This window comes from Aeromonas sp. FDAARGOS 1416 (assembly GCF_019048085.1).
Lineage (GTDB): Bacteria > Pseudomonadota > Gammaproteobacteria > Enterobacterales > Aeromonadaceae > Aeromonas > Aeromonas veronii.
Genome location: NZ_CP077301.1, coordinates 3,154,796 through 3,178,179 on the forward strand (window position 1 = coordinate 3,154,796; position 23,384 = coordinate 3,178,179).

Below are 23,384 nucleotides of genomic sequence, written 5' to 3' on the forward strand. Positions count from 1 at the left end.
GAGAGCATCATGACAGTCAGTGAACTTCGTAAGCTCTATCAGCAACAGATCCTGCAAGAGGCCGAAATCCTCCACGACGTGGCCATCCCCGGCTGGAGCATCGAATTCAGAGGCAAGGATGGCGCCCTCTACGAGCTGACCGACACCCTCGGCTGCCCGGTCAGTTTCGGCACCGTCGAGCAGGCCCGCGAACATCTGCATCAGGTGGCCGACTGCCCGGTTCAGGTGGAGCACCTCTACCGCTTCTTCGAACGCTAGCGCCACCCACAGCACAGTAAAAAGGCTCCCGAGGGAGCCTTTTGTTATTCCGGTTGCAGCGGTTCCGCCACCTTGCCCTCCAGCTTCCTGACCGGCTTTTGCAGGATCAGGTTGGCCGGATAGGTGACCAGATCGCCGTTGTCATCCCGCACCCGCACATAGAAGAGGCCGATCTCGGTGATGACGCCGGTGACCGAATCATCCTTGTCGAGGATGCGGATCCGGTCGCCAATCTTGTAGGGGAAGGCGAAGAAGATGGTGATGCTGGCGGTGATGTTGGAGAGGATCGACCACTGGGCGACCATGGCGACCCCCAGTACCGCAAAGAAGGAGGAGGCGAGCACCACCAGTCGGGAGAAGTCGAGCCCCCACACCCCGGCCAGCACCAGCAAGGTGGCGCAGCCGAGCAGGAAGTGGAACACATGGGCCACGTAGAGCACCCGGTTCTCGCTCACCTGCCTGCTCTGACCGAGCGCCAGCAGGCTCTTGTGAATCAGCCGCCGGATCAGGGTATGCCCCAGCAACAGCAGCAGGGTCAGGCCAATTGATTGCCACATGGGTTATGCCTCCTTACCACCAGCGCCGATGCTTGAGCCAGATAGCCAGCCCGCTTGCCAGCGCCACCAAGGATCCGCAAAAGACCCAGAAGGCGGTCGGGTTCTCGGCCCCGGGGATACCGCCGAGGTTGATGCCAAACAGGCCGGTCAGGAAGCTGGCAGGTAAAAAGAGCAGTGCCATCACCGACATCTGGTAGGCGCGGCGGTTGGTCGCCTCCGCCATCAGATTGTTGATCTCGTCTGCCAGCACAGCGGTGCGCGCCACCCCGGCATCGAGGTCATCGAGCCAGCGCCGCAGCCGATCGGCAATATCGAGCAGACGACGGCGATCATCCTCATCCAGCCAGCTGATCTTCTCGTTGGCCAGCCGCGCCACCAGATCCCGCTGGGGGGAGAGGTAGCGGCGGATCATGATGAGCTGCTTGCGGATCAGCGCCAAGCGGCCATTGGCGGGCATGTCGCGCATCAGCACCATCTCCTCCAGATCGAGGATCTTGTCGTGCAGCTCCTCGACAAACTCCCCCGCCCGATCGGTCAGGGCATCGCAGATCTCCACCAGCCAGTCGGCCGGGGTATCGGCGCCGCCCCCCAGCTTGAGCTGGTTGAACACATCCTGTTCTGAGAGCAGCGGACGACGACGGCTGCTGATGATGAGATCCGGGGTGATGAAGATACGCAGCGCCACCATCTCTTCGGGCCTGTGATCCTTGTTGTGGTTGATGCCACGCAGGATCAGCAGCACCGTCTCCCCCATCCGCACCAGCTTGGGACGATTGCTCTGGCCGAGCAGCGACTCCCTGGCCGCCTCGCTGAGCAAGGGTGTCTGCAACAGCCAGCGCGCCGAATCGGGATTGCCGTAATCCAGATGCAGCCAGCCGGGATGCGCCGCCGGGACTTCGCTTCCCGCCATCAGCGGCGCCATGCCACCCTTGCCATCCAGGGTCAGGGCATAAATCACTTCACCGGGCACCCGATCCATCTCGTCTCCTTCTCGTTTCATGTGCTGGCCCCAGCTTACACCAAAGGCGGGGCCGACTCAGCCCCGCGCCTGGAAGGGGAGGCCTGTGTTAACATGGCCGCTCTCGTTTTCTATCCGCTTTCACTACAGGAAACCATGCCATGCCCATCTGGGTTGATGCCGATGCCAGCCCCATTCCGGTCAAGGAGATCCTCTACCGCGCCGCCCACCGCGCCCAGGTCGTCACTACCCTGGTGGCCAATCAGGGATTGCGGGTGCCCCCCTCGCCCTTCATCAAAACCCAGCAGGTGGAGAAGGGATTCGATGTGGCAGATCATGTCATCGCCAAGCAGGTTCAGCCCGGCGATCTGGTGATCACCGGCGACATCCCCCTCGCCTCCTGGGTGATCGATGCCGGTGGCGAGGCGCTCAATCCCCGTGGCGAGATCTACACCCGCGAGACCATCAAGGCGCGGCTAGGCATGCGCAACTTTATGGAAGAGCTGCGCTCAGCTGGCGTGCAGACCGGCGGCCCGGCCCCCTTCAATGCCGCCGACAAACAGCGCTTCGCCAACGCCCTCGACAAGTGGCTGGTCAAAGGCAAGCTGTAAAGAGACCCTAAAGGCGCCCTGCTTGGGCGCTTTTTCGCCGTAACATCCTGATTTTTAAAATAAGAGCTGACCACAACCGTCAGGCTGGTAAGATGCGCCGCCATCTTGTCCACGCCGTAATCATCATGACCGCCCAAGGGCACCTGCTCTTCTCCGTAACCTGCACCCTGATCGCCCATAAACTGCAGCTCACTCCGACACTGGCCGATGCCAGCCTGTGGCAGACCATCCCTGCCGCGCTGGCCAGCGCCCTGTTGCCCGACCTCGACCACCCCAAATCGGTGCTGGGGCAACGACTACCGTGGATCTCGAAACCTCTGTCGCGGCTGTTCGGCCATCGCGGCTTCACCCACAGTCTGCTGGCAGTCGCCGCTGCCGTCTGGGGGCTGAACCAGAGCCTGCCGCCGAGCACCCTGCCCATGGGGGTCAAGGATGCGCTTATCGTCGGCTACCTCAGCCATCTGCTGGGGGACTGGCTCACCGCGGCGGGCATTCCGCTCTTCTGGCCCATCAAACGCCGTTACCGCCTGCCGGGCTGGCCGCTGCGCAGCGGCGGCGCCATCGAAACCGGCTTTTGCACTCTCACCTTGCTGGTCGCTGGCTGGTGGTGCGGCTGGCGGCTGTAAGCCAGAAACAAAAAGCCCCTGACGAGGTCAGGGGCCCAAACCGTGGCGGGTGCCGCCAGGGGATCAGATCATGATGCCTGCGATAACAGCAGAGAGCAGGCTGACCAGGGTGGAACCGTAGACCAGCTTCAGACCGAAGCGGGAAACCATGTTGCCCTTCTCTTCGTTCAGCGCTTTTACCGCACCGGCGATGATGCCGATGGAACTGAAGTTGGCGAAGGAGACCATGAAGATGGAGAGGATGCCGACGGTGCGCGGAGAGAGCTCGGCAGCCACCTTGCCCAGATCCATCATCGCCACGAACTCGTTGGTTACCAGCTTGGTCGCCATGATGGAGCCCGCTTGCAGCGCTTCACCACTCGGGATGCCCAGGATCCAGGCGATCGGATAGAAGAGGTAGCCCATGACGAACTGGAAGTTCACGCCAAATGCCATCTCGAACAGGTAGTTGATCAGGGCAATCAGGGCGATGAAGCCCACCAGCATGGCACCCACGATCACGGCAACGGTGAAACCGGCCATGATGTACTCACCCAGCATCTCGAAGAAGTTCTCTTTCTTCGGGGTGTGGTGCTCGTCACCTTCGGCAATGGCCTTGATGTCGGTCACGGAGTTATCCGGCTCGTAGGGGTTGATCAGAGAGAGCACCACGAAGGTACTGAACATGTTGAGCACCAGCGCGGCAACCACGTAGCGCGGCTCGATCAGCTGCATGTAGGCACCGACGATGGACATGGAGACGGTAGACATGGCCGTCGCCGCCAGGGTGTACATCTGCTTCTCGTTCAGGTGCGGCAGGATGTTCTTGAGGGCAATGAAGTTCTCGGACTGACCGACGATCATCGAGCTGATGGCGTTGAAAGACTCCAGCTTGCCCATGCCATTGATCTTGGCCAGCACGGTACCGATACCGCGGATCACCAGCGGCAGCAGGCGGATGTACTGCAGAATACCGATCAGCACGGAGATGAAGACGATGGGCATCAGCACCATCAGGAAGAAGGAGAAGGCCCCTTCGTTGACCAGACCACCGAACACGAAGTCGGTACCCTGTTTGGCAAACTCCATCAACTTGGTGAAGCCGGCCGCGAAGCCACCTACCACCGCCAGACCCACTTCGGAGTTCAGCATGAACCAGGCCAGCGCCAGTTCGACCACCAGCAGTTGGCCGATATAACGCAGCTTGATCTGTTTCCAGTTGTGGCGGTTAGCCAGCAGAGAGAGAGCGAGGACCATCACCAGTCCGAGCACAAAGTGAACGTATTCCATACCTGTAGCACCTGAGTAAATTGTAATTTTTGACCGGCGCCATCATAGACATTTGCACATTTAAAAATCAGATAACCATCACAATCCCGCGCAATATTATGGAGGCGGGATAATACAAACGTTTTTAAATTAATTGTGCAATGAACTGATATTAATCGCGCAACATGCAAAATATAAATTCCTTTAAAAACATCACATTGAGTAAGATTGGCGCCGTTTTCATGTTCTTTGAAAATATTTCATCAGCATTTTTGCAACATTCCATGTGGCGCAGTAACCGTTCGTGAAATATTTCCCAATCATTATATTAAAACACTGAAAATAGAAAACGTTTATCCATGATAAATAATTAGATGAGTGTTTGAAAAATAGTCCTTATCGCATTGTCGGTGATCGTCCGCGATCGGTTTGGCAACAAATGAACCTTTAATGGCCCCTCGTGGCCAGCCGTTCAAAAATCCGCCACATCCGGTGCCACATTCTGGTATGATGCGCGGCCTTAGCGCTCGCGCATCCCCGTTTTCTCCGAAATAGAGTCCTTTTGTGAACAACAGCGAATTTAGCAGCCTCAATCTCTCCCCCGCCCTGCAAGAGAACCTCACCAGCCTGGGTTACCTGCAGATGACCCCGATCCAGGCCCAGAGCCTGCCCCTGGTGCTCGATGGCAAAGACCTGATCGCCAAGGCAAAAACCGGCAGCGGCAAGACCGCCGCCTTCGGCCTCGGCCTACTGGCCAAGCTCAACGTCAACCGCCTCGAAGTGCAGGCGCTGGTGCTCTGCCCGACCCGCGAACTGGCGGATCAGGTGGCTCAGGAGATCCGTCGTCTGGCGCGCGCCCTGCCCAACGTCAAGCTGGTCACCCTGTGCGGCGGCACCCCGACCGCACCGCAGTCCGCCACCCTGAGCTTTGGTGCCCACATCGCCGTCGGCACCCCGGGTCGTATTCTCAAGCATCTGGAGCAAGGCACGCTGGAGCTATCCGGCCTCAAGACGCTGGTGCTGGATGAAGCAGATCGCATGCTGGACATGGGCTTTGGCGAAGATATCAACCGGGTCATCAGCTATGCCCCCCAGCAGCGTCAGACCCTGCTCTTCTCCGCGACCTATCCGGAAGGGATCGCCCAGATGAGCCGCGGCGTGCAGCGCAATCCGGTCGAGGTGAGCGTGGAGTCCCTGCACGAGGGGAGCGCCATCGAACAGAAGCTTTACGAAGTGCCTGCCGGTCAGCGCCTCGACGCCCTCACCTGGTTGCTGAGCCACTACCAGCCAAGCTCCTGCGTGGTGTTCTGCAACACCAAGCGCGCCTGTAACGACGTGGCCGACCACCTGGCCGCCAAGGGCTTCTCGGCGCTGGCACTGAACGGCGATCTGGAGCAGCGCGAGCGGGATCAGGTGCTGGTGCGCTTTGCCAACGGCAGCGCCACCATTCTGGTGGCCACCGATGTGGCGGCCCGCGGCCTCGACATCAAAGAGTTGGGCGCCGTCATCAACTACGAGCTCACCTATGACCCGGAAGTGCACGTGCACCGCATCGGCCGTACCGGCCGCGCCGGCCAGCAGGGTCTGGCCCTGAGCCTCTATCAGCCGAACGAGGCCCAGCGCGTCAACTTTATCGAAGAGTACCAGCAGGCTCCGATGCCGCTGGGTGATCTCGACAGCATCGGTCGCGACATCAAGCCGATCGCCCCGCAGATGGTGACCCTCTCCATCGATGCAGGCCGCAAGACCAAGGTGCGGGCCGGCGACATTCTGGGTGCCCTGACCGGTGAAGGCGGCATTGCCGGCGCCGATGTGGGCAAGATCCAGATCTCCGAGCAGTACTCCTACGTCGCCGTGAAGCGCAGCGTGGCGAGCGCCGCCCTCAAGCGGTTGCAGGAAGGCAAGATCAAGGGTCGCAGCTATCGCGCCCGCAAACTGGGCTAAGGTTTTTTGCAAGCCGTTAGCCAGACCACAGGCGCCTGACAGGCGCCTGTTTCATATCTCCGATGCCGCCATGCGGCAAGACAGGCACCATGACCCAAGCAATCCAAACCGAAGTGAGCTGCCAGAACTGCGAAGCCTGCTGCTGCCGCCTCGAAGTGATGCTCTTTACCGATACCGGCGTGCCGGACCGTTATGTACTGGAACGGGATGGCGAGATACCAGTCATGCGCCGGCTGGACGATGGCTGGTGCGCCGCCCTCGACCGCAACACCATGATGTGCCGTATCTACGAGGTGCGACCGCTGATCTGCCGCGAATTCGAAATGGGTGAACCCGACTGCGTCGACGAACGGGACAAGTGGTTTATCAAGCTGGAGTGAAGCCCGCCCAAGCGGTGGGCGGGATCGTCAAGCGCTCGCAGGTTCACAGGGAGCGGTGTTGAGCTGCTCCCCCAGCCACTGGATGGCCACTGCCTCCTGCTCGAAGTAACGTACCGCCCGAAAGGGCAATCCCGTGAAGATGTTATCCGCCAGATAGCGCTTGAAGCCCCCTACGAAAACCACCGCCAGAAACTGACAGCCACTCTCGGCACACCAGCCAAACTGGCGACGAAAACGGGCCAGCACCTCGGGCCCGGCCGCTTCAAACTCGGTCGCGACCTCGACAATCCCCCAGGGGCCATCCATCAGACCGACCAGTTCGTGACGAAAGCGCGCCTCATAGGCCATGGCGCCTGCCAGATTGAAGGGACCACTCGGGCGGCAGATCAGCATCTGACCCCTGCGCTCCATGTCAAATTGCCCATGTGGCTGCATGACTGCTCCCATTCCGTTACCACCACCATCGCCTGCAAATTGTTACCACAAGGTAATAATTTATAAGGAAAAGTCCAGCAGCAAACAGGCTTTCCCCAAAGTGTGGTCATCCTATCCAGCAAACCGTCGGCACCTCATGTTACCGACATCCCGCACTGAATCGGTCTCGAGATGTGTGATTGCAGTTAACGAAACGTTACTGTTATTATCCGCGCCGCCACAAACATTCCACCAGCCGAAAGGTTTGGCACCCCAACAAGGATGTGCAATGAAAAACAGGGACTCGAGTCATTACCAACGGATCTGGCGCTGGCACTTCTACGCCGGTCTCTTTGTCGCCCCTTTCCTGATCCTGCTGTCACTGACCGGGATCGTCTATCTGTTCAAACCCCAGCTCGACAACCTGATGTACCCCGAGCTGATGAAGGTCGCCCCCGCCAGCCAGACCCTGAGTGCCGACCAACTGCTGGCCAAGGCGATGATGACCATGCCCGATGCCAGCCTGCGTAAGTACCTGCCGCATGCCGCTCCCGACCTGAGCGCTCAGTTCATCGTCAATCAGGGGGATCGCGAGCTGACCCTGTTTATGGATCCCGCCAGCGGCGCCCTGCTCGGCACCATGGACAACAAGTGGAATCTACAAGCGGTGGCTCGCTCCCTGCACGCCGACCTGCTGCTCGGCACCACGGGGGATCGGCTGATCGAACTGGCTGCAGGCTGGGGGCTGGTACTGCTGCTGAGCGGTCTCTACCTCTGGTGGCCACGCAAGGGGCCCGGGGTGGGCGGCATCCTCTGGCCCAGAGTCAGCCAGCGTGGCCGCCTCTGGTGGAGGGATCTGCACGCCGTAGTCGGCTTCTGGGGCGCCGGTTTCCTGCTGCTATTGCTGCTGAGCGGCATGACCTGGACCGGCTTCTGGGGTAACCAATTTGCCGCGGTCTGGAACCGCTTCCCCGCCGCCATGTGGAACGAGGTGCCCAAATCGGCACCGCTGGCCCGCAGCCTGAATCAAGCCCATGAGCAGACCGTTCCCTGGGCGGTGGAGAACACCCCCATGCCCAGCTCGCAGCCTGTTGATGAGGGGCACGATCACGGTGCCATGAACCATGGCGAGCACGAGGGAGTGGTGATGGCACGCCAGCGCATTGCGCTGCAACAGGTGGTCGAGATCGCCCATGAGCGCGGAGTCCAACCGGGTTACAGCATCACCCCGCCGGTCGGCGACACCGGCGTCTACACCATCGCCCTGTTTGCCGACGATCCACGCAACGATGCCACCCTGCATATCGATCAATACAGCGGCAAGGTGCTGGCCGATGTGCGCTGGCAGGATTACGGCCCGGTCGCCAAGACGGTGGAGAGTGGCGTCATGCTGCACATGGGCAAGCTCTACGGCTGGCCCCACCAGCTCGCCATGCTGCTTATCTGCCTGATGGTGCTGGCCAGCGCCATGAGTGGTCTGTGGATCTGGTGGTGCCGTCGTCCGCAGGGCCGTCTCGCCGCACCGCCGCTGCCTGCCAAACTCCCGTCAATGCGCGGTGCCATCGCCCTGCTGATCCTGCTGGGGATCGCCATCCCGCTGGTGGGCACCTCCATGGTCGCCATCTGGCTGCTGGATAACCTGCTCTTCTCCCGCCGCACGCTCAAAGTGGCTCGAGCCAGCTAAACCGGCCAAAACCAAAAAGGGCTCCCATCTCGGGAGCCCTTTTTATTGTTCGCCTTGGCGAGCTGCGACCAGCTGTCAGGAGAGCGCCAACCCGATGGAGAGCAGCAGGCTGAACAGAAACGCGCTGATGGCGGTCTTCTTGAGGGAACCGGTCAGCACCTCGCCATCGTAGCTTTCGCGAAGAGTCTTGGCCGCATCGCTGAGCGGCTTCATGGCGGGCAAGAAGATCCACGGCCAGAAGCTGGCGGGCTGGATCAGGATAAAGGCGATGGTTGCCAGCAACGCCGCCCCCAACAGTACCCAGTGATAAGCGATGGCGCGGTTGCGGCCAAGGCGCACTGCCAGGGTGATCTTGCCGCTGGCGGCGTCGGTCTCGATATCGCGCACATTGTTGATATTGAGCACGGCGGTGGCCAGCAGACCACAAGCGGTGGCAGGCAGCAGCAGATCCCACTCCAGCGTCTTGGTGAAGAGGTAGTAGGAGCCGAGCACCCCCAGCAGACCGAAGAAGAGGAACACCGAGATATCGCCAAACCCGCGATAGCCGTAGGGAGTCTTGCCGACCGTGTAGGTCACCGCCGCGACAATCGCTGCGCCACCCAGCACCACAAACGCCAAAATCTGCAGCCACTGGCCACCGAAGGCACAGCCCAGCAGCAGCAGGCCACTGGCCACCGCCGCCAGTGCTGTCAGCCCCATCGCCACGCACATCTGCTTTTTGGTGATAAGGCCGGAGACCACTGCCCGCTGCGGGCCGATCCGCTCACCGTTGTCAGCGCCGGAGACCGCATCGCCGTAATCGTTGGCCAGATTGGAGAGGATCTGCAGCAGGATGGCGGTCAGCAGGGAGAGCGCCATGATGGTGCCATCGAAGGCGCCACGACTGGCAGCCAGCCCCGAGCCCAGCAGGATGGAAGAGCAGGCGAGCGGCAGTGTTCGCAAACGCGCCGCCAGCAACCAAACAGAGAAGGTATTTGTCATTTTGTGATGGCCAAACAATCGGATATTGATCGTGTTAAGGGTTATCGAACCGGATTTGGGTATACTTGGCCCCGGAGAGTGAAGCTCCCGCGGGCGATTTACATGGACGAATGGGCAGATAATATATAGGAAATCATCGCCCTTTGGCATAAACCTACGGCATCCAGCTACCGGATCGCTCGTTACTACCCGGCTCAGACAAGAATCCATGTTGGCTCAGACCCATATCAAGCAACAACTGGACGCCCTGCGTCACAGCAACGTCAGCGGCTTCGTACGGTTGCGAGTGGCGATCGAAATCCGCTCCTTTCTGGGCTGGCTCGCGGCGCAAACCCTCTATCCCCGCATCTACTGGCAGGCCCGTGGAGAGGCTCGTCCCGAGTATGTCGCGCTTGGCGCCATCCATGAACTGACCGAGCCGCACGCCATCAAGCAGGTGTGCACTAACACAGCCAACCAGCATCATGACGACAGCCCTCGCTACTATGGCGGACTGGCGTTTGATCCGGCCCAGTCCGGCTGGCAAGGGTTTGGCCCCTGCCGTTTCGTGCTGCCCCGCATCGAGCTGGTGCGCCGTGGCGAGTGCGTCAGTCTCTGCCTCAACCTCTGGCTGGATGAAAACAATCTCGAGGCCGAACTGCAGGCGGCCGACGCCGCCCTCGATGCCCTGCGCCCGGAAGCCCCGCTGCCCGCCCTGCAAAAGCAGCCTTGGCAGCGACAGGATTGCCCCGGCCACGCCCAGTGGCAGACACTGGTGGAGCGCGTCACCGCCCCCGATTTTCAGGCGCACACTCCCAAGGTGGTGCTATCGCGGGAGAGCGTGCTGACCAGTCCGAACCATGATGCGGATATCAATCCCTGGGCCATGCTCGACCAGTGGGCCCGCCACGCCCAGGACTGCTTCCACTTCGGTTTTCAATTCTCCCCCGAGCAGGCCTTTATCGCCTGTTCTCCCGAGCGGCTCTACCGCCGGGAAGATCGCCACCTCTTTACCGAGGCGCTGGCGGGCACCATTCGCCGCTCCGGTGATGAAGAGGTCGATGCCCAACTTGCCGCCGAGCTGCTGGCCGACAGCAAGAACCGGCTGGAGAACCGGCTGGTACACGCCGACATCCTCAGCCGACTGGCGCCACTGACCCACGATGCCACCCTGACCGAGCCGCGCATTCTGAAACTGCGGCTGCTGCAACACCTCAAGTGCGATATCGAAGCCGAGCTCAAGCCCGGGGTCTGCGACTGGCAGCTGCTCGACGCCCTCCACCCGACTCCCGCTGTGGGCGGCGCTCCGCGCGAGGCAGCGCTCGCCTTTATCCGCGAGTTCGAACCCTACGATCGGGGCTGGTACGCCGGAGCCTGCGGCATGCTGAGTCGGGAGACGTCCGAGTTCTCGGTCGCCATTCGCAGCGCCCGCATTCAGCCGGGCAGCGTCACCCTGTTTGCCGGTGCCGGCATTGTCGCCGGTTCCGAGCCTGTCGCCGAGTGGGCCGAACTCGACAACAAGATCGCCAATGTGCTCTCCCTGCTGGGATAGTCATTCACCCTTTTCACGCTACGAGAGCCCCTATGCCCACCCGTAAAGAGCCTGCCAGCGAAGAGTTTGCCTGCCCCCCGTTTTCGAGCCAGCACGCCACCTTCAATCACGTCTGGTCCTCCCTCTTGCTGGAGGAGCTCTTTCGCCTCGGGGTGCGCGACATCGCGCTGGCCCCCGGCTCCCGCTCTGCGCCGCTGACCATGGCCGCCGCGGCCCATTCGGGCTTTCGTCGTCACCTGCACTTTGACGAGCGCGGTCTCGGCTTTATGGCGCTGGGGCTGGCCAAGGGGAGCAACCGGCCGGTGGCGGTGATCATGACCTCGGGTACCGCGGTAGCCAACCTCTGGCCCGCGGTGGCTGAGGCCCAGCTCACCGGCGTGCCACTGATTATTCTCTCGGCCGACCGGCCGCCCGAGCTCATCGACAACGGGGCCAACCAGGCCATCGACCAGCAGGGGATCTTCGGCCGCTACCCCGTCTATCAGCAGAACCTGCCGAGCCCCACCCCGACCATTCCGGCGGCGTTTGTGCTGAGCTCGGTGGATCAGGCGCTGGCCAAACAGGCGCTCACCCCCGGGGTGGTGCACTTCAACTGCATGTACCCCGAGCCCCTCTACCCGGGCGAGCACTATCAGGATTTCTCCGACTATCTGGCCCCCCTCGGTGACTGGCTCAACTCGCAGACACCCTGGAGTCCGTGGCAACAGAGCGAACCGACCTGCTCTCCTCAGGCGGAGTGGGAAAACTTTCGGCAACAGCGCGGCATCGTTGTGGCTGGTCGCATTACCGACCCGAAGCAGGCACAGATCGCCGCCACACTGGCGGAACAACTCGGCTGGCCGCTACTGGCAGATCTGCAGAGCCAGATCCGCTTCGATAGCCGCAACCTCATCCACATGGATATGGCGCTCAACGACCCTGAATTCGTCGCCGAGCTGGGCCGCGCCGAGGTGCTGCTGCAATTTGGCGCGCGGCTTGTCTCCAAGCGGCTCGGCCAGTTCATCAAACACCATTCATGGCAGGATTACTGGCTGGTGGATCCGCAACCGGCGCGGCTCGATCCCGACTACCGGCTGCGCAACCGGCTGCTCTGCAGCGCCAGCGCTTTCGCTGCGGCCCATCCGGCCACCATACAAGACCCTTGGCACACATTGGCCAAGCTGCAACACAATGCCAGTCAGCAGATCGCCGCTGCCTGCGAGCACTTCTCCGAGCTCGGGGTCTGCCATCGCCTCAACCGCCTGATCGAAGGCCAACTGTTTGTCGGCAACAGCATGCCTGCTCGACTGATGGATATGCTCGGCGAAACGGGCAAGGGGCCGAGCCGGGTGATGACCAACCGAGGTGCCTCCGGCATCGACGGCCTGATCGCCACCGCCTACGGGTTTGCCCAATCGGTCGAGCAAGGCAGCGATGAGCCCACCACCCTGCTGCTTGGCGATCTCAGCGCCCTGCACGATCTCAACAGCCTGGCCCTGCTCAGCAAGGCGAGCCGACCGCTGGTGGTGATCCTGCTCAACAACGATGGCGGCAGCATCTTTCGTATGTTGCCGGTGCCCACCGAAGGGGAGCTGCTGGAGAGCTACTACCGGCTGCCCCACGGTCTCAGCTTTGAACATGCCGCCGCCATGTTTGGTCTCGCCTATCGGGCGCCGACCACCCTGCCCGAGTTCGAACGCGATTACCGCGCCGCCCTCCAACATGGCGTTACCTTGATCGAGATCCGGGTACCGAGCGAGCAGGTGGCCGATGATCTCAAGGCGCTGGGGGCCGCCATCCGTGGCGAATAAAGATGCCAATGTGACACTGGTGCTGCTGCACGGCCTGCTGGGGGATAGCGGCGACTGGCAACCGGTGATCGACCGGCTGCCCGCCATCCGCTGCATCGCCCTCGATCTGCCGGGTCATGGTCAGCATAGCGCTCTCAACGTCAGCGACTTTGAGCAGAGCCACCAGTGGCTGGTCACCGAGCTGGCCAGCCGCAACATTGAACGCTATCTGCTGGCGGGCTACTCGCTGGGTGGGCGACTGGCCCTCTATCACGCCAGCCGCGAGCCCGCCGAGCTGCGGGGGCTGCTGCTGGAGAACTGCCACCCGGGGCTACCAGACAATGAGCGGGCCGCCCGCATCCAGCACGATGAACAGTGGGCGCAGCGCTTTGAGCGTGAGCCCCTGGCTGACGTGCTGGCTGACTGGTACCGGCAAGGGGTGTTTGCCGATCTTGACGATGCGGCCCGAGCCAGCCAGATCGCCCGCCGCCTTGGCAACGACGGTCAGGGCATCGCCACCATGCTACGCGCCACTTCGCTCGGCAAGCAGCCGGATCTCGCCCCTTGGCTCATGGCGAGCCAGCTGCCGGTTACTTATGTGAGTGGCAAGCGGGATCACAAATTCCATCAGCTGGCTTGCCAGCTGGCGAACCAAAATCGCAGAATCAACCACTTGGTGCTGGATGGCGGCCATAATCTGCACGCCCATCAGCCTGATAACTTTGCCCGACTCCTCGCGGAGTGGGTCAACCAACAAGAAGAGACGAGTCATGATTGAAGCAATGACGGAAGCTGAACTGTATGCACCTGTTGAATGGCAAGATTGCTCCGCCGGTTACGAGGACATCCTCTATCACAAGTCCAACGATGGCATTGCCAAGATCACCATCAACCGTCCCCAGGTGCGCAACGCCTTCCGCCCCCGCACCGTCAAAGAGATGCTGCAGGCGCTGGCCGATGCCCGTTATGACGATCAGATCGGCACTATCATCCTGACCGGTTTTGGCGAGAAAGCCTTCTGCGCCGGCGGCGACCAGAAGATCCGTGGCGACTACGGTGGATACCGGGATGACGAGGGGACTCACCACCTCAACGTACTCGACTTCCAGCGCGACATCCGCACCTGCCCGAAACCTGTGGTTGCCATGGTGGCCGGTTACGCGGTCGGTGGTGGCCACGTGCTGCACATGATGTGTGACCTGACCATCGCCGCCGACAACGCCCAGTTTGGCCAGACCGGCCCGAAAGTGGGCTCCTTCGACGGCGGTTGGGGCGCCTCTTACATGGCTCGTATCGTCGGCCAGAAGAAGGCCCGCGAAATCTGGTTCCTCTGCCGCATGTACGATGCCCAGCAAGCCCTCGACATGGGTCTGGTCAACACCGTTGTGCCGCTGGCGGATCTGGAGCGTGAAACCGTGCGCTGGTGCCGCGAAATGCTGCAAAACAGCCCGATGGCGCTGCGTTGCCTGAAAGCGGCGCTCAACGCTGACTGTGATGGTCAGGCGGGCTTGCAGGAGCTGGCGGGCAATGCCACCATGCTGTTCTACATGACCGAAGAGGGTCAGGAAGGCCGCAACGCCTTCAACGAAAAGCGTCGCCCCGACTTCTCCAAATACAAGCGGAACCCCTGATGACACTAGCCCTGTATCGCTATCAACTGCCTTTTACCCAGCCACTGACCTTTCACGGCAAGGTGGAGGTGGCGCGAGAGGGGCTGTTGGTGCACATCAACGACGGCTGGGGGGAAATTGCCCCCCTGCCCGGCTTCTCGAAAGAGAGCCTGCAACAGGCAGAGGCAGAAGCCCTCGCCACGCTGGCAGCACTGGCCGCCGGCGACACCCCGAACCCCGTGCTGCCGTCGGTGCAATTTGGCCTCGACTGCGCGCGCCGGACATGGCCCGAGCAGCGCAACCCGCTGCCGGAGCCCTATCCCCTCATTCAAGGCTCCCCCCAGGAGCTGCTGCGCAACTGGAAAGAGTGGCTGCACCGCACGCCCGGCAAGGCCAAGCTGAAGGTGGCGCGCTACCCGATGCGTGACGAGCTGGCGCTGATCCGCCTGCTGTGCGATCGCCTCCCCTCCCTCAAGCTGGTGCTGGACGCCAACCAGGGCTGGACTCGCGAGGAGGCGTGGACCTTCTGTGGCCACCTCGACCCGAATCGCATCGAGTATCTGGAAGACCCCTGCGCCGACTTTGCCGACATCGCCTTTGTCGCCAACCGCACCGGCATGCCGGTGGCGCTGGACGAACTGCTGGCGCAGGGCAAGCCGTGGGAGCCGATCCCGCAACTGCGCGCGCTGGTGCTCAAGCCTACCCTGCTCGGTTCGCTGGCCAACTGCGAAGCGCTGATCGCCCGCGCCCGCGAACTGCGGCTCAAGGTGATCATCTCCTCCTGCTTCGAATCGGATCTGGGCCTGAACCAGCTCTTTCATCTGGCAGGCGAGTGGGCGCCGGAACAGGCGCCGGGGCTGGATACCCGCCGCTGGATGGCGGGCAATCTGCTGGGGGAGGATGGCAAACCGGATCTTAGCCGACTGGAGCAACTGTATTACCGTGATTGACCCCTCCCGCTCATCCGAACAGACACCTTGCCCGGTACGCCACCGGGCAATCACAGCCCCGAACCGCATTGCCATCCACGCAGTCTCCCCCCTCAGTTATCGCCAGCTCGATGCCCGCCTCAACAGCCTGTGCCAACAGCTGGAACAAGCCGGAGTGCGTCGTGGCGATCATCTGACAGCGGTGGTGCGCGGGGCGCTGGAAGATGTGCTGCTGGCGTGGGCCTGCGTGCGCAGCGGCGTGGTGTTCTGCCCGCTCAACCCCGCCTTTCCTCTCGAAAAGCAGCGCGAGCTGGCGGTGCAACTCGATGCCGATGCCTTCTGGTCGGCAGGGGAGATCCCGGCAGGCAACTGGCAACCCTTGTGCCTCGACTTCACGCACGAACTGCCGGCAAGCGAGGAAACATGGCCGCTGGAATCGACCCAGCTTAACAATATGATCCTCACCTCGGGCTCCAGCGGCACGCCGAAAGCGGTGGTGCACCGGCTCTGCAACCACCTGGCCTCGGCACGCGGCTCTGCCACCCTCATTCCCCTCGATGAGGCCTGCGGCTGGCTACTCTCCCTGCCGCTGTTCCATGTGGGCGGCTACGCCATCCTGTTTCGGGTCTTTCTGGCGGGCGCCACGTTGGTGCTGGATCAACGTGAACGCTCCCTCAAGGAGCGGCTGGAGTGCCAGCCCATCACTCACCTCTCGTTGGTGCCAACCCAGCTCTGGCGCCTGCTGGCAGAGGGTTTTGATCCCGCCCGTACCCGCCTGCGCGAGTTGCTGCTCGGCGGTGCCGCCATCCCGCAACCGCTGGTGAGCCGCCTCTGCGCCATGGGGCTCGAACCCAAGGTGAGTTATGGTCTCTCCGAGATGGGCAGTCAGGTCTGCACCGCTATACCCGGCGATACAGGCGTAGTTGGCAAACCGCTACCGGGACGGGAAGTGTGCATCAGGGAGCAGGAGATCTGCGTGCGCGGCGCCACCCTGTTTGCCGGTTACTACCGAGATGGCGAGCTGGAACTGCCGCTCGATGACGAAGGCTGGTTTCATACTCGCGACAAGGGGAGGTTCACTGCGGCAGGGGAGCTGCTGGTAGAGGGACGGCTCGATAACCTCTTCATCTCGGGTGGCGAAAACATCCAGCCCGAAACCATCGAGCAGCGACTGGTAGATCATCCCGCTGTCGCCCAGGCGCTGGTGGTGCCGGTACCGAGCGACGAGTGGGGGCAACGCCCCGCCGCCTTTATCGACTGGCACGGCGAGCCGGTTCCCTACCCCGAGCTGGCAGCCTGGATCCGCAGCACCCTGCCCGGCTTTATGGTGCCCGACCACTGGCTCCCCTGGCCCGATCTTGGCGGCAATCTCAAACCACAGCGAAAACAATTTCAGAATATTATTAGGTCGCAATAATTATTCATGCGACAAAAACTGACACCACGGAGCCATCCAAATACACATATGACTCAAAATAAAATGCTGGTGGTATCAAAATCCTCCTCCTCAGTCTGAATAAGTGAGAACGATTACATAAACGGCCTTTTTTTGCACATTTTTTGAACCAAATTAATTGGCTGTAGTACCATATACCCCACCATGCATTTAAGCGGAAAAACAACCATTTGATAACAAAGGAAATTGACGATTTATCATTATTTGAACAAAGACTGCATGGTGGTAAAATGCTCTCCTTGGCAGTAAGGCGAGTCACACATGAGTAACAGAATTTATAAAATTGCAGAGGATATATTTTTCTCCGCTGCAATTTTCCGGCTCTCGAAAGGGGACAAGGACATCAAGCTCAGCAACAAGGAAGCGGAGCTACTCGAAATGCTGTGTGATGAGGCAGGCTCTGTCATTCCAAGAAGCAAACTGCAGGATGCCTTGTGGCCAAATCAGGACAATACCGATACCAATTTGAACCGGCAGATACTCTCGTTGAGAAGAAAGCTGGAATCCTTCGGCTTGATGGATGCGATCGATACCATCCCACGGGTTGGCTATATGTTTTGTGCTCCAATTGAGCTCGCAGGGGAAACTGAAGAACCAGCACCAGCGGAAGAAATTCATGCGCCGACGCCTTCTCCTGAACCTCAAGCCAGGCGGCAATATACTCGCCGCAAATATGACCGATATTTCAGCCCAAAGCGTATTTTGCTGTTTGCATTGCTGCTGGTCTCGCTGACTTCACTGGCCCTCGTCATTTATAACTATGCGACAGCAAATACGCTGCGCACTATCAATCTCAGCCAAACCTCTCTCTATATGACCAGCGATACCGAAAAAACGCTGAATGTCAAAATAGATTCGCTGACACCCTTGATACAACGTATTTCACGCAAGACTGATAAGCAAGTTTCAATTCTGGTCGGAAAAGAAGCCATCAGCTATTTTTCCATCGACAATGACAGTAAAAAACTTTCTGCGAATATCTTTCTGCTGCGTAGCGGTCACCCTGTGGCTGAAGAAGTACAATGTGTCATCACAACCATGAACCAGCAGGGAGACAATGTTTCCAACAACTATTACAATAATCCTGATACCACTGTCAGATATCACAGAAATTGTCTGGCACCGGACAACTGGGTAGAGATGACCAGAAAAAGTAAATATATTGTGACCATGAACAGAGAGATAGTGGTGGCCACCGTGATAGCCACTGACAATCAGGGAAAGACGCTGTTCAATCTGGATTCCGTCGGGGATCTGGAGCGGGATAATGGCGATATTTCGGTCGAGATAAAAAATACCATTGTCAATTTCATTGACCAACAGGCGCTGACCAATAACGCTATGGTCGCCACTCTGGTCGCGGCGCTAACGCCCCCCAAACAAAAAGCTAAGTTCATTCAATTGCCCGGAGGTATTTACCTTTCCAGTTATCTAGGTGGCGTCATCACCTGGCCCAGCCATGGCAATACAAAAGTCATCCAGCGCAACGACTTCTGAGTTTATTCATAAGCAACGATGAAATTGGCGACAGCAGAATAGTCGCCAGGCTGGATGTTCTTGGCGGTCAATGCCGCAGGATGTCCTTCGACTCTGGCAAAAAATTGCAGCTCATTATCTGCCGCACCACCTAGCAGATAGCCGCGGGAGGCACTACCCAAATTCAGAGGTGATTGAGCCACGTCATACAGGCGGATGCCTGCCCCCCTGGCAATCCCGGCCGTGAATGCCAATCCGCCGCTGAGTTCGGTATCCTGCGAGCCAGTAAAGGTCACCTTGGCCATGCGGAAAATACCCGGCTTGCAATTGGTCAGACGAATGAAGAACGGCACTAGCTGTCCGACTCCGTTGGCATAGAGTTCCTTCACGTCAACTACCCCCATCTCGACCTCCTGATCAAGGGATTCAGGAGAAACCACACATGGCTGATCGATGATCCTGCCATGGAGATGAACCGTATTGCCAAGCAATTCCAGGTCATTGCTGGCACGAGGAGCCGCCGTCACGGCCAGCATCGGGCAAAGCGCCAAACCTATCCACAATGTCCGCAACATATTACAAATCCTCACTGGAACTCGGCAACGATGGTGGCTGTCGCATAGAAATCACCTGCCGGAATATCTGCACCTGCCGGGGTTACCGGTGCCGCGATAAAGCCCCAGTCACCGATATTTCCCTGCATGGAAACCGGATAGAAGGTATTCAATTTCAGCTGAGAACCATCCAGCTGTTTGAATTTTATCCCTAAATCGGAAATAACATTTCCACCTTGATAGCCATCCCGAGTTGTCCGCAGATAGTCTTGACTGAAAGAGGTTGGTTTTCCAGAAATACCAAGATTGATCTTCAAAGCATCCCCTTCGAAAACACCACCACGGCATTGAAATGTCAGAGGAACCGTCTTTTCAAAGTTATTTCCATCCAATCCTGATCCCGGCAAATCACCAAACTCTACTTCAATAGTCTGCCCACCATTAATCACACACTCTTCAGGAACATATAATATTGCAGATGTAATCGTAATTCGAGACATTGGCAAATTATTAAAATCTGTAGTGGTAGACCCCAAACGGCCATACATTTCTACCACTTGACGATCTGAAATTTGCACACCATTAATTATTTGTTTTCTCACGCGAAAAGTTACCTTTCCACGGCTACCGCTTTCGAAATTATTTATTCTTGTCTCTTTCCCTTTAGTACAAGAGTAATTTGGGTAATCGTTACTTTCATTCGGAAATGGGGCTGTAACAAATTTTTTCTTCCAACCGGCTATCCAAATTTCGACTTTCATATCCAAAAAGTCATTCAGTTTTACAAAACCATCACCAACTTGAGGCAAGCCATCCGTCATTGTTGCTTTATAGTACACTGGAGATTGTGGAATGCTTCTATCTGGGCAGGTAACGATACCTGAGTATTGCCCTCTCAAATTCCACTCAAATGCCTTGGTAGTAAAACCAGGTCTGTTTTGAATGTCAGCCTTGTCCAACGATATATAGTAATCATGGGTTGGGTTAGGCGTCACATAGCCATTTGCCAATGCCGTTCCTGCCAACAGCATAAGACTTGAACAGAAGATGGAACGTAGCATAAGGCTTACTCGCTCTTCACGGCTTTACAGGCATTGCCTGCGCACTGGTATTTGATATCCATATATCCGCCGTAGTCATTGACATAGCTGATCACAAATTCGTTGCCCAGGGTTTCCGGGATAGTGACCGTCAGCTCTGACTTGGGAGAAACCATAAAGGCGGAGAAACCCTTGATAGTGGTCCGCTCCTTGCCCTGCGGATGACCTAGGCCCACGTAGGTGATGTAGTAAGGGGTCGGGTTGTTGACCTTGAGGGCTTTGCCCTGCTTGGTGATCAGCACCTGATCCTGCCAGACTGCCCCACGCTCGGGCAGAATGGCCTCGGGGCGGTAGAACAGCTTGATCTTGGACTGCACGGCAATCTGCATCACGTTGCTCTTCTCGCTCTTGGGCGGGATCTCGCGCAGGTTGAAGTAGTAGATGGACTCGCGATCCTTGGGCAAGCTATCGATGGCCGGCACACTGGCGATGCGCACGATGGACTTCTGGTTGGCATCCACCCGCTGTACCGGCGGCAGCACCACGAAGGGAGAAGAGATCTTCTGGCCTTGGGCATCTTCAATCCAGGCCTGCGCCAGGTAGGGCAGCTTCTGGTTCTCGTTCTTGATGTTGAGGCTGATGGACTTTGCGCCGCCCGGATAAACGGCACGAGTACGATCCAGCACAATGGCGGCACTGACGTTGAGTGAGGTCATGCCAAGCGCAGCCAGACAGATATAAGAGAGCAGCTTTTTCATCGGTATCCCATTACTTGCAAGTGAGAGTCTTCATCGACAGATCGGTTACTTGTTGCGGCGCCACTATCTTGCACTGGCGGGCCCCGCCCCAGGAGAGTTCAAACGCTTCATTCGGTTTCACCCCGGTCAGATAGACCAGGCCATCTTCATCCACCACCGAGAGCACACGGCCGGAATCCTTGACGACGGTGGCACCAAACGGCGGCACTGAGCCATCGGGTAGTCTGACATTGGCCAGCAGCTTGAACCCTTCCGCAATTTCGAAAGCATTATACCCAATTGCGCCCTCGGTCAGGGTCCCCTGCTTGATGGCATTCATCGCATCGATGTCGTCGCTCAGCTGATCCACATCGACCCGGGTGTCGCTCTTGCGATAGTCGGTCATGTCGCTGATCACCGCGACGCCAAAGCGGTTGGTCACGGCTCGGCCATTGTTGAAAGAGACGCCGGAGGTATTGTCGGTATCCACCATCATACGGGTACCGCCACGACGAGTCGCCTGGTGCAGGGCTGCACCGTGCTGGGTCGCCGTCAGACCGCCACGCAGGCTGGCACCAACCGAGGTGTATTCGCTCTGCACGCTGTAGGCATTGAGACTGACTGCTCCGATGTCGCTGTTGTGGTTGTAGTAACCCCGCGCCACGGCGTGGCCATTGCTCTGCACGCCCGCCCCCAACTGATAGGTATCATCGGGTCGACTGTAATCCTGATAGGTGGCCAGGTGAGTCACCTTGCCGTTGGAGGACTGTACGCTGTATCCCGCGCTCTTTCTGTCCCCTATTGGCACGCTGAGGGTCAACATGACGCTCTTGTCATCCTCGTAGTTCTCGGTCTTGGTCTTGTAGGCCGACACATAGACGGAAACATCCTTGAAGCTGCCGATGTTCACGTTCTTGTTGATAGTGAGGCCGTAGCGATCCTCTGCCTCATGGTCCCAGTAGGTTCTGTGGGTGTAGTCCAGATAAACAGTCAGCGCCTTGGCTGCATCCTCCGCCCAGAAGGTCTTGTTGGCGGTGATGGTGTAGAGCTCCTTGTCACCCCAGGTATTGTAATCATCGCTCGAGGTCGTAGTGTTGTTCTCCAACCGCTCCTTGTTATTGAGGAACTGCGACATGGTCATGAAGTCATGTTGGGAGAAGCGATAACCTGCAAAGGTGATCGAGCTGTTGTATTCATCAAACTGCTTGGCGTAGTTCACCCGTACCGACTGGCCAATCTTGGTCGACAGGCCCGGCAACTTGGCGATGGACTGGGTCAGGTCGGCGGAAATAGCGCCGAAGGCATAGAGATCACGACCGATACCCAATCCCATGGAGTTGTATTCACCCGCAATCAGGCTGCCGCCGTACAGCGACCAGGAGTTCGCCACCCCCCAGGAGAAATCACCGGTCACAAAGGCAGGGCCGTGCACATCGTGCACCGAATCCGTCTGTTCGGAAGGCGCACCAACCGCCAGGTTGTATCGAACATAGCCAGGGCGTGTCAGGTAGGGAACAGTTGCCGTGTCTACCTGGAACGAATTGACACTGCCATCTTGCTCCTCTACCCGTACATCGAGACGGCCGCGCACCGAGCTGTCCAGCCCCTGGATGCGAAACGGGCCCGCCGGCACGTTGGTTTCATAGATGATCCGGCCGGACTGGGAGATGGTGACCTTGGCGTTGGTCTTGGCAATACCGCTCACTTCCGGCGCATAACCCTGCAGACTAGGCGGCAGCATGCGCTCGTCATTGGCTAGGTTGACGCCGGTATAGCGGAAACCATCGATTAACTGGGAGTTGAGCTGCTGCTCACCCACTGTCAGCTTGGCGGCCATGTTCGGCAGCGGACGATAGGCATAGATACGGTTCAACTCGGTCGATGTCCGCTCATTGTCGCCCCAGTAAGAGCTGGCCTGATAGTCACCCCGCAGACGCCAAGCGCCGTAGTTGAACCCCAGCGTACCATAGCTGCTGATGTTGCGATTGGAGTAACCATCGCCTTCGTTGACTTGGGCGTTAATGTTGTAATCAAGCATCATCCCCGGGATCCCTTCATCCCATTGTTCGGGCGGAATCCAGTTGGGATCGCTGTACTTCATCCACGCCTGAGGGATGGCAATGCGCAGCAAGCCGTTACCGATATCGTTCGAGATCACTACGCCGTCCAGCGCCAGCAGGTTGGCACACTGGCCATCGTGCCAGGTACCGATCTTGGCGATGGCCTCGTCGGTCAGCGCCAGCTTGGGGATCACATCTTGCGGCAGGCAGGCCACCCCGCCCTTTCCCTTGCCAGTATCGTTCTCGTAGAAAGGGATTTTCTGCAGAGGCAGCTTGTTCTTGTTGACCTCGACCTCGAGGTAGTAGTCGCCGGGCAGGATGTAGCCTTCGTCGGCAAACTGGGAGAGGTCGATCTTGGTCCGATCATCCAGATCGAGCGCATCAATATTAAACTCCGTTTCTGCCCATGCGTGATTTGCTACCGCCATCAGGCCGGACACGCATAGCATAAAAGTCATTTTTGAATAATGTTTTTTTCTCACAGAGTCTGATGTTGAAACGCTCATATTTTCACTCTAGGAATTGCATAAAGGTCTCACGTAATGAGGTATCTACACTAAG

General features: G+C 58.9%; 22 protein-coding genes. 13 read left to right on the forward strand and 9 right to left on the reverse strand.

Annotated features, from left to right (window positions below; translation table 11 throughout):
* The first annotated feature begins 9 nt into the window (after window positions 1–9).
* Window positions 10–258, forward strand: coding sequence for a hypothetical protein (locus tag I6L46_RS14150; protein WP_216976048.1), 249 nt, complete (start codon window positions 10–12; stop codon window positions 256–258).
* A gap of 44 nt (window positions 259–302) precedes the next feature.
* On the opposite strand, the gene I6L46_RS14155 is transcribed toward I6L46_RS14150, so the two are convergent.
* On the reverse strand, window positions 303–815 hold the full coding sequence (locus tag I6L46_RS14155) for a mechanosensitive ion channel domain-containing protein (protein WP_005354921.1): 513 nt from the start codon (window positions 813–815) through the stop codon (window positions 303–305).
* 13 nt (window positions 816–828) lie between these two features.
* On the reverse strand, window positions 829–1,794 hold the full coding sequence (gene zntB, locus I6L46_RS14160) for a zinc transporter ZntB (RefSeq protein WP_021231682.1): 966 nt from the start codon (window positions 1,792–1,794) through the stop codon (window positions 829–831).
* A 140-nt stretch (window positions 1,795–1,934) separates the two neighbouring features.
* Between zntB and I6L46_RS14165 the strand changes: the two genes are divergently transcribed.
* Window positions 1,935–2,384 carry a YaiI/YqxD family protein gene (locus tag I6L46_RS14165; RefSeq protein ID WP_216976050.1) on the forward strand — a complete coding sequence of 150 codons (450 nt, stop codon included), beginning with the start codon at window positions 1,935–1,937 and terminating at the stop codon, window positions 2,382–2,384.
* A 125-nt stretch (window positions 2,385–2,509) separates the two neighbouring features.
* Entirely contained in the window at window positions 2,510–3,010 is a 501-nt protein-coding gene (locus tag I6L46_RS14170) for a metal-dependent hydrolase (protein ID WP_216978057.1), read from the forward strand.
* Window positions 3,011–3,073: 63 nt separating this feature from the next.
* Here the strand turns inward: I6L46_RS14170 and I6L46_RS14175 are convergent, their stop codons facing one another.
* Window positions 3,074–4,279 (reverse strand): NupC/NupG family nucleoside CNT transporter, encoded by a 1,206-nt coding sequence (locus I6L46_RS14175; RefSeq protein ID WP_005363118.1) that lies wholly within the window; start codon window positions 4,277–4,279, stop codon window positions 3,074–3,076.
* Between the two features lie 543 nt (window positions 4,280–4,822).
* Between I6L46_RS14175 and dbpA the strand changes: the two genes are divergently transcribed.
* On the forward strand, window positions 4,823–6,202 hold the full coding sequence (gene dbpA / locus I6L46_RS14180; protein ID WP_005335919.1) for an ATP-dependent RNA helicase DbpA: 1,380 nt from the start codon (window positions 4,823–4,825) through the stop codon (window positions 6,200–6,202).
* A gap of 89 nt (window positions 6,203–6,291) precedes the next feature.
* Window positions 6,292–6,582: a YkgJ family cysteine cluster protein gene (locus I6L46_RS14185; protein WP_113739883.1), complete on the forward strand. Its 291-nt coding sequence runs from the start codon at window positions 6,292–6,294 to the stop codon at window positions 6,580–6,582.
* A 27-nt stretch (window positions 6,583–6,609) separates the two neighbouring features.
* Here I6L46_RS14185 and I6L46_RS14190 read toward each other — a convergent pair whose 3' ends face one another.
* The gene (locus I6L46_RS14190; protein ID WP_216976052.1) at window positions 6,610–7,017 is read right to left on the reverse strand and encodes a hypothetical protein; all 408 of its coding nucleotides are present in this window, start codon (window positions 7,015–7,017) and stop codon (window positions 6,610–6,612) included.
* Between the two features lie 268 nt (window positions 7,018–7,285).
* Between I6L46_RS14190 and I6L46_RS14195 the strand changes: the two genes are divergently transcribed.
* Entirely contained in the window at window positions 7,286–8,680 is a 1,395-nt protein-coding gene (locus I6L46_RS14195) for a PepSY domain-containing protein (RefSeq protein WP_216976054.1), read from the forward strand.
* Window positions 8,681–8,755: 75 nt separating this feature from the next.
* Here I6L46_RS14195 and I6L46_RS14200 read toward each other — a convergent pair whose 3' ends face one another.
* A complete protein-coding gene (locus tag I6L46_RS14200; RefSeq protein WP_005363134.1) occupies window positions 8,756–9,661 on the reverse strand; it encodes a 1,4-dihydroxy-2-naphthoate polyprenyltransferase in 906 nt (301 codons plus the stop codon).
* A 208-nt stretch (window positions 9,662–9,869) separates the two neighbouring features.
* On the opposite strand from I6L46_RS14200, the gene I6L46_RS14205 reads away from it, so the two are divergent.
* From I6L46_RS14205 to I6L46_RS14235, 7 genes are all read left to right on the forward strand, one after another.
* On the forward strand, window positions 9,870–11,192 hold the full coding sequence (locus I6L46_RS14205) for an isochorismate synthase MenF (RefSeq protein ID WP_216976056.1): 1,323 nt from the start codon (window positions 9,870–9,872) through the stop codon (window positions 11,190–11,192).
* Window positions 11,193–11,224: 32 nt separating this feature from the next.
* Entirely contained in the window at window positions 11,225–12,982 is a 1,758-nt protein-coding gene (gene menD / locus I6L46_RS14210) for a 2-succinyl-5-enolpyruvyl-6-hydroxy-3-cyclohexene-1-carboxylic-acid synthase (RefSeq protein WP_216976058.1), read from the forward strand.
* Window positions 12,942–13,739: a 2-succinyl-6-hydroxy-2,4-cyclohexadiene-1-carboxylate synthase gene (gene menH, locus I6L46_RS14215; RefSeq protein ID WP_216976060.1), complete on the forward strand. Its 798-nt coding sequence runs from the start codon at window positions 12,942–12,944 to the stop codon at window positions 13,737–13,739. Before menD ends, menH begins: the two co-directional genes overlap by 41 nt.
* A gap of 4 nt (window positions 13,740–13,743) precedes the next feature.
* Window positions 13,744–14,592 carry a 1,4-dihydroxy-2-naphthoyl-CoA synthase gene (gene menB, locus I6L46_RS14220; RefSeq protein ID WP_197724797.1) on the forward strand — a complete coding sequence of 283 codons (849 nt, stop codon included), beginning with the start codon at window positions 13,744–13,746 and terminating at the stop codon, window positions 14,590–14,592.
* Window positions 14,592–15,521, forward strand: coding sequence for an o-succinylbenzoate synthase (gene menC, locus I6L46_RS14225; protein ID WP_181497056.1), 930 nt, complete (start codon window positions 14,592–14,594; stop codon window positions 15,519–15,521). Before menB ends, menC begins: the two co-directional genes overlap by 1 nt.
* A complete protein-coding gene (gene menE, locus I6L46_RS14230) occupies window positions 15,514–16,917 on the forward strand; it encodes an o-succinylbenzoate--CoA ligase (RefSeq protein ID WP_216976062.1) in 1,404 nt (467 codons plus the stop codon). Before menC ends, menE begins: the two co-directional genes overlap by 8 nt.
* A gap of 300 nt (window positions 16,918–17,217) precedes the next feature.
* Window positions 17,218–18,453 carry a helix-turn-helix domain-containing protein gene (locus I6L46_RS14235; RefSeq protein WP_216976064.1) on the forward strand — a complete coding sequence of 412 codons (1,236 nt, stop codon included), beginning with the start codon at window positions 17,218–17,220 and terminating at the stop codon, window positions 18,451–18,453.
* Window positions 18,454–18,455: 2 nt separating this feature from the next.
* Here the strand turns inward: I6L46_RS14235 and I6L46_RS14240 are convergent, their stop codons facing one another.
* From I6L46_RS14240 to I6L46_RS14255, 4 genes are read right to left on the reverse strand one after another with little or no spacing between them, the layout of a single operon-like run.
* A complete protein-coding gene (locus I6L46_RS14240) occupies window positions 18,456–19,007 on the reverse strand; it encodes a fimbrial protein (protein WP_019445472.1) in 552 nt (183 codons plus the stop codon).
* 11 nt (window positions 19,008–19,018) lie between these two features.
* Window positions 19,019–20,047 (reverse strand): fimbrial protein, encoded by a 1,029-nt coding sequence (locus I6L46_RS14245; protein WP_216976066.1) that lies wholly within the window; start codon window positions 20,045–20,047, stop codon window positions 19,019–19,021.
* Between the two features lie 5 nt (window positions 20,048–20,052).
* The gene (locus tag I6L46_RS14250) at window positions 20,053–20,784 is read right to left on the reverse strand and encodes a molecular chaperone (protein ID WP_127006036.1); all 732 of its coding nucleotides are present in this window, start codon (window positions 20,782–20,784) and stop codon (window positions 20,053–20,055) included.
* Between the two features lie 10 nt (window positions 20,785–20,794).
* The gene (locus tag I6L46_RS14255) at window positions 20,795–23,329 is read right to left on the reverse strand and encodes a fimbria/pilus outer membrane usher protein (RefSeq protein WP_216976068.1); all 2,535 of its coding nucleotides are present in this window, start codon (window positions 23,327–23,329) and stop codon (window positions 20,795–20,797) included.
* Window positions 23,330–23,384 lie beyond the last annotated feature (55 nt).

Bases quoted from the DNA above. Each gene is read 5' to 3' on its own strand.
- I6L46_RS14165 (WP_216976050.1), top strand. From the start codon at position 1,935: ATGCCCATCTGGGTTGATGCCGATGCCAGCCCCATTCCGGTCAAGGAG.
- zntB (WP_021231682.1), bottom strand. From the start codon at position 1,794: ATGGATCGGGTGCCCGGTGAAGTGATTTATGCCCTGACCCTGGATGGC.
- I6L46_RS14255 (WP_216976068.1), bottom strand. From the start codon at position 23,329: ATGAGCGTTTCAACATCAGACTCTGTGAGAAAAAAACATTATTCAAAA.
- I6L46_RS14175 (WP_005363118.1), bottom strand. From the start codon at position 4,279: ATGGAATACGTTCACTTTGTGCTCGGACTGGTGATGGTCCTCGCTCTC.
- menD (WP_216976058.1), top strand. From the start codon at position 11,225: ATGCCCACCCGTAAAGAGCCTGCCAGCGAAGAGTTTGCCTGCCCCCCG.
- I6L46_RS14205 (WP_216976056.1), top strand. From the start codon at position 9,870: ATGTTGGCTCAGACCCATATCAAGCAACAACTGGACGCCCTGCGTCAC.
- menH (WP_216976060.1), top strand. From the start codon at position 12,942: ATGATCTCAAGGCGCTGGGGGCCGCCATCCGTGGCGAATAAAGATGCC.
- I6L46_RS14150 (WP_216976048.1), top strand. From the start codon at position 10: ATGACAGTCAGTGAACTTCGTAAGCTCTATCAGCAACAGATCCTGCAA.
- I6L46_RS14250 (WP_127006036.1), bottom strand. From the start codon at position 20,784: ATGAAAAAGCTGCTCTCTTATATCTGTCTGGCTGCGCTTGGCATGACC.
- menB (WP_197724797.1), top strand. From the start codon at position 13,744: ATGACGGAAGCTGAACTGTATGCACCTGTTGAATGGCAAGATTGCTCC.
- I6L46_RS14190 (WP_216976052.1), bottom strand. From the start codon at position 7,017: ATGCAGCCACATGGGCAATTTGACATGGAGCGCAGGGGTCAGATGCTG.
- I6L46_RS14245 (WP_216976066.1), bottom strand. From the start codon at position 20,047: ATGCTACGTTCCATCTTCTGTTCAAGTCTTATGCTGTTGGCAGGAACG.
- I6L46_RS14155 (WP_005354921.1), bottom strand. From the start codon at position 815: ATGTGGCAATCAATTGGCCTGACCCTGCTGCTGTTGCTGGGGCATACC.
- I6L46_RS14170 (WP_216978057.1), top strand. From the start codon at position 2,510: ATGACCGCCCAAGGGCACCTGCTCTTCTCCGTAACCTGCACCCTGATC.
- I6L46_RS14200 (WP_005363134.1), bottom strand. From the start codon at position 9,661: ATGACAAATACCTTCTCTGTTTGGTTGCTGGCGGCGCGTTTGCGAACA.
- I6L46_RS14195 (WP_216976054.1), top strand. From the start codon at position 7,286: ATGAAAAACAGGGACTCGAGTCATTACCAACGGATCTGGCGCTGGCAC.
- I6L46_RS14185 (WP_113739883.1), top strand. From the start codon at position 6,292: ATGACCCAAGCAATCCAAACCGAAGTGAGCTGCCAGAACTGCGAAGCC.
- I6L46_RS14240 (WP_019445472.1), bottom strand. From the start codon at position 19,007: ATGTTGCGGACATTGTGGATAGGTTTGGCGCTTTGCCCGATGCTGGCC.
- menC (WP_181497056.1), top strand. From the start codon at position 14,592: ATGACACTAGCCCTGTATCGCTATCAACTGCCTTTTACCCAGCCACTG.
- I6L46_RS14235 (WP_216976064.1), top strand. From the start codon at position 17,218: ATGAGTAACAGAATTTATAAAATTGCAGAGGATATATTTTTCTCCGCT.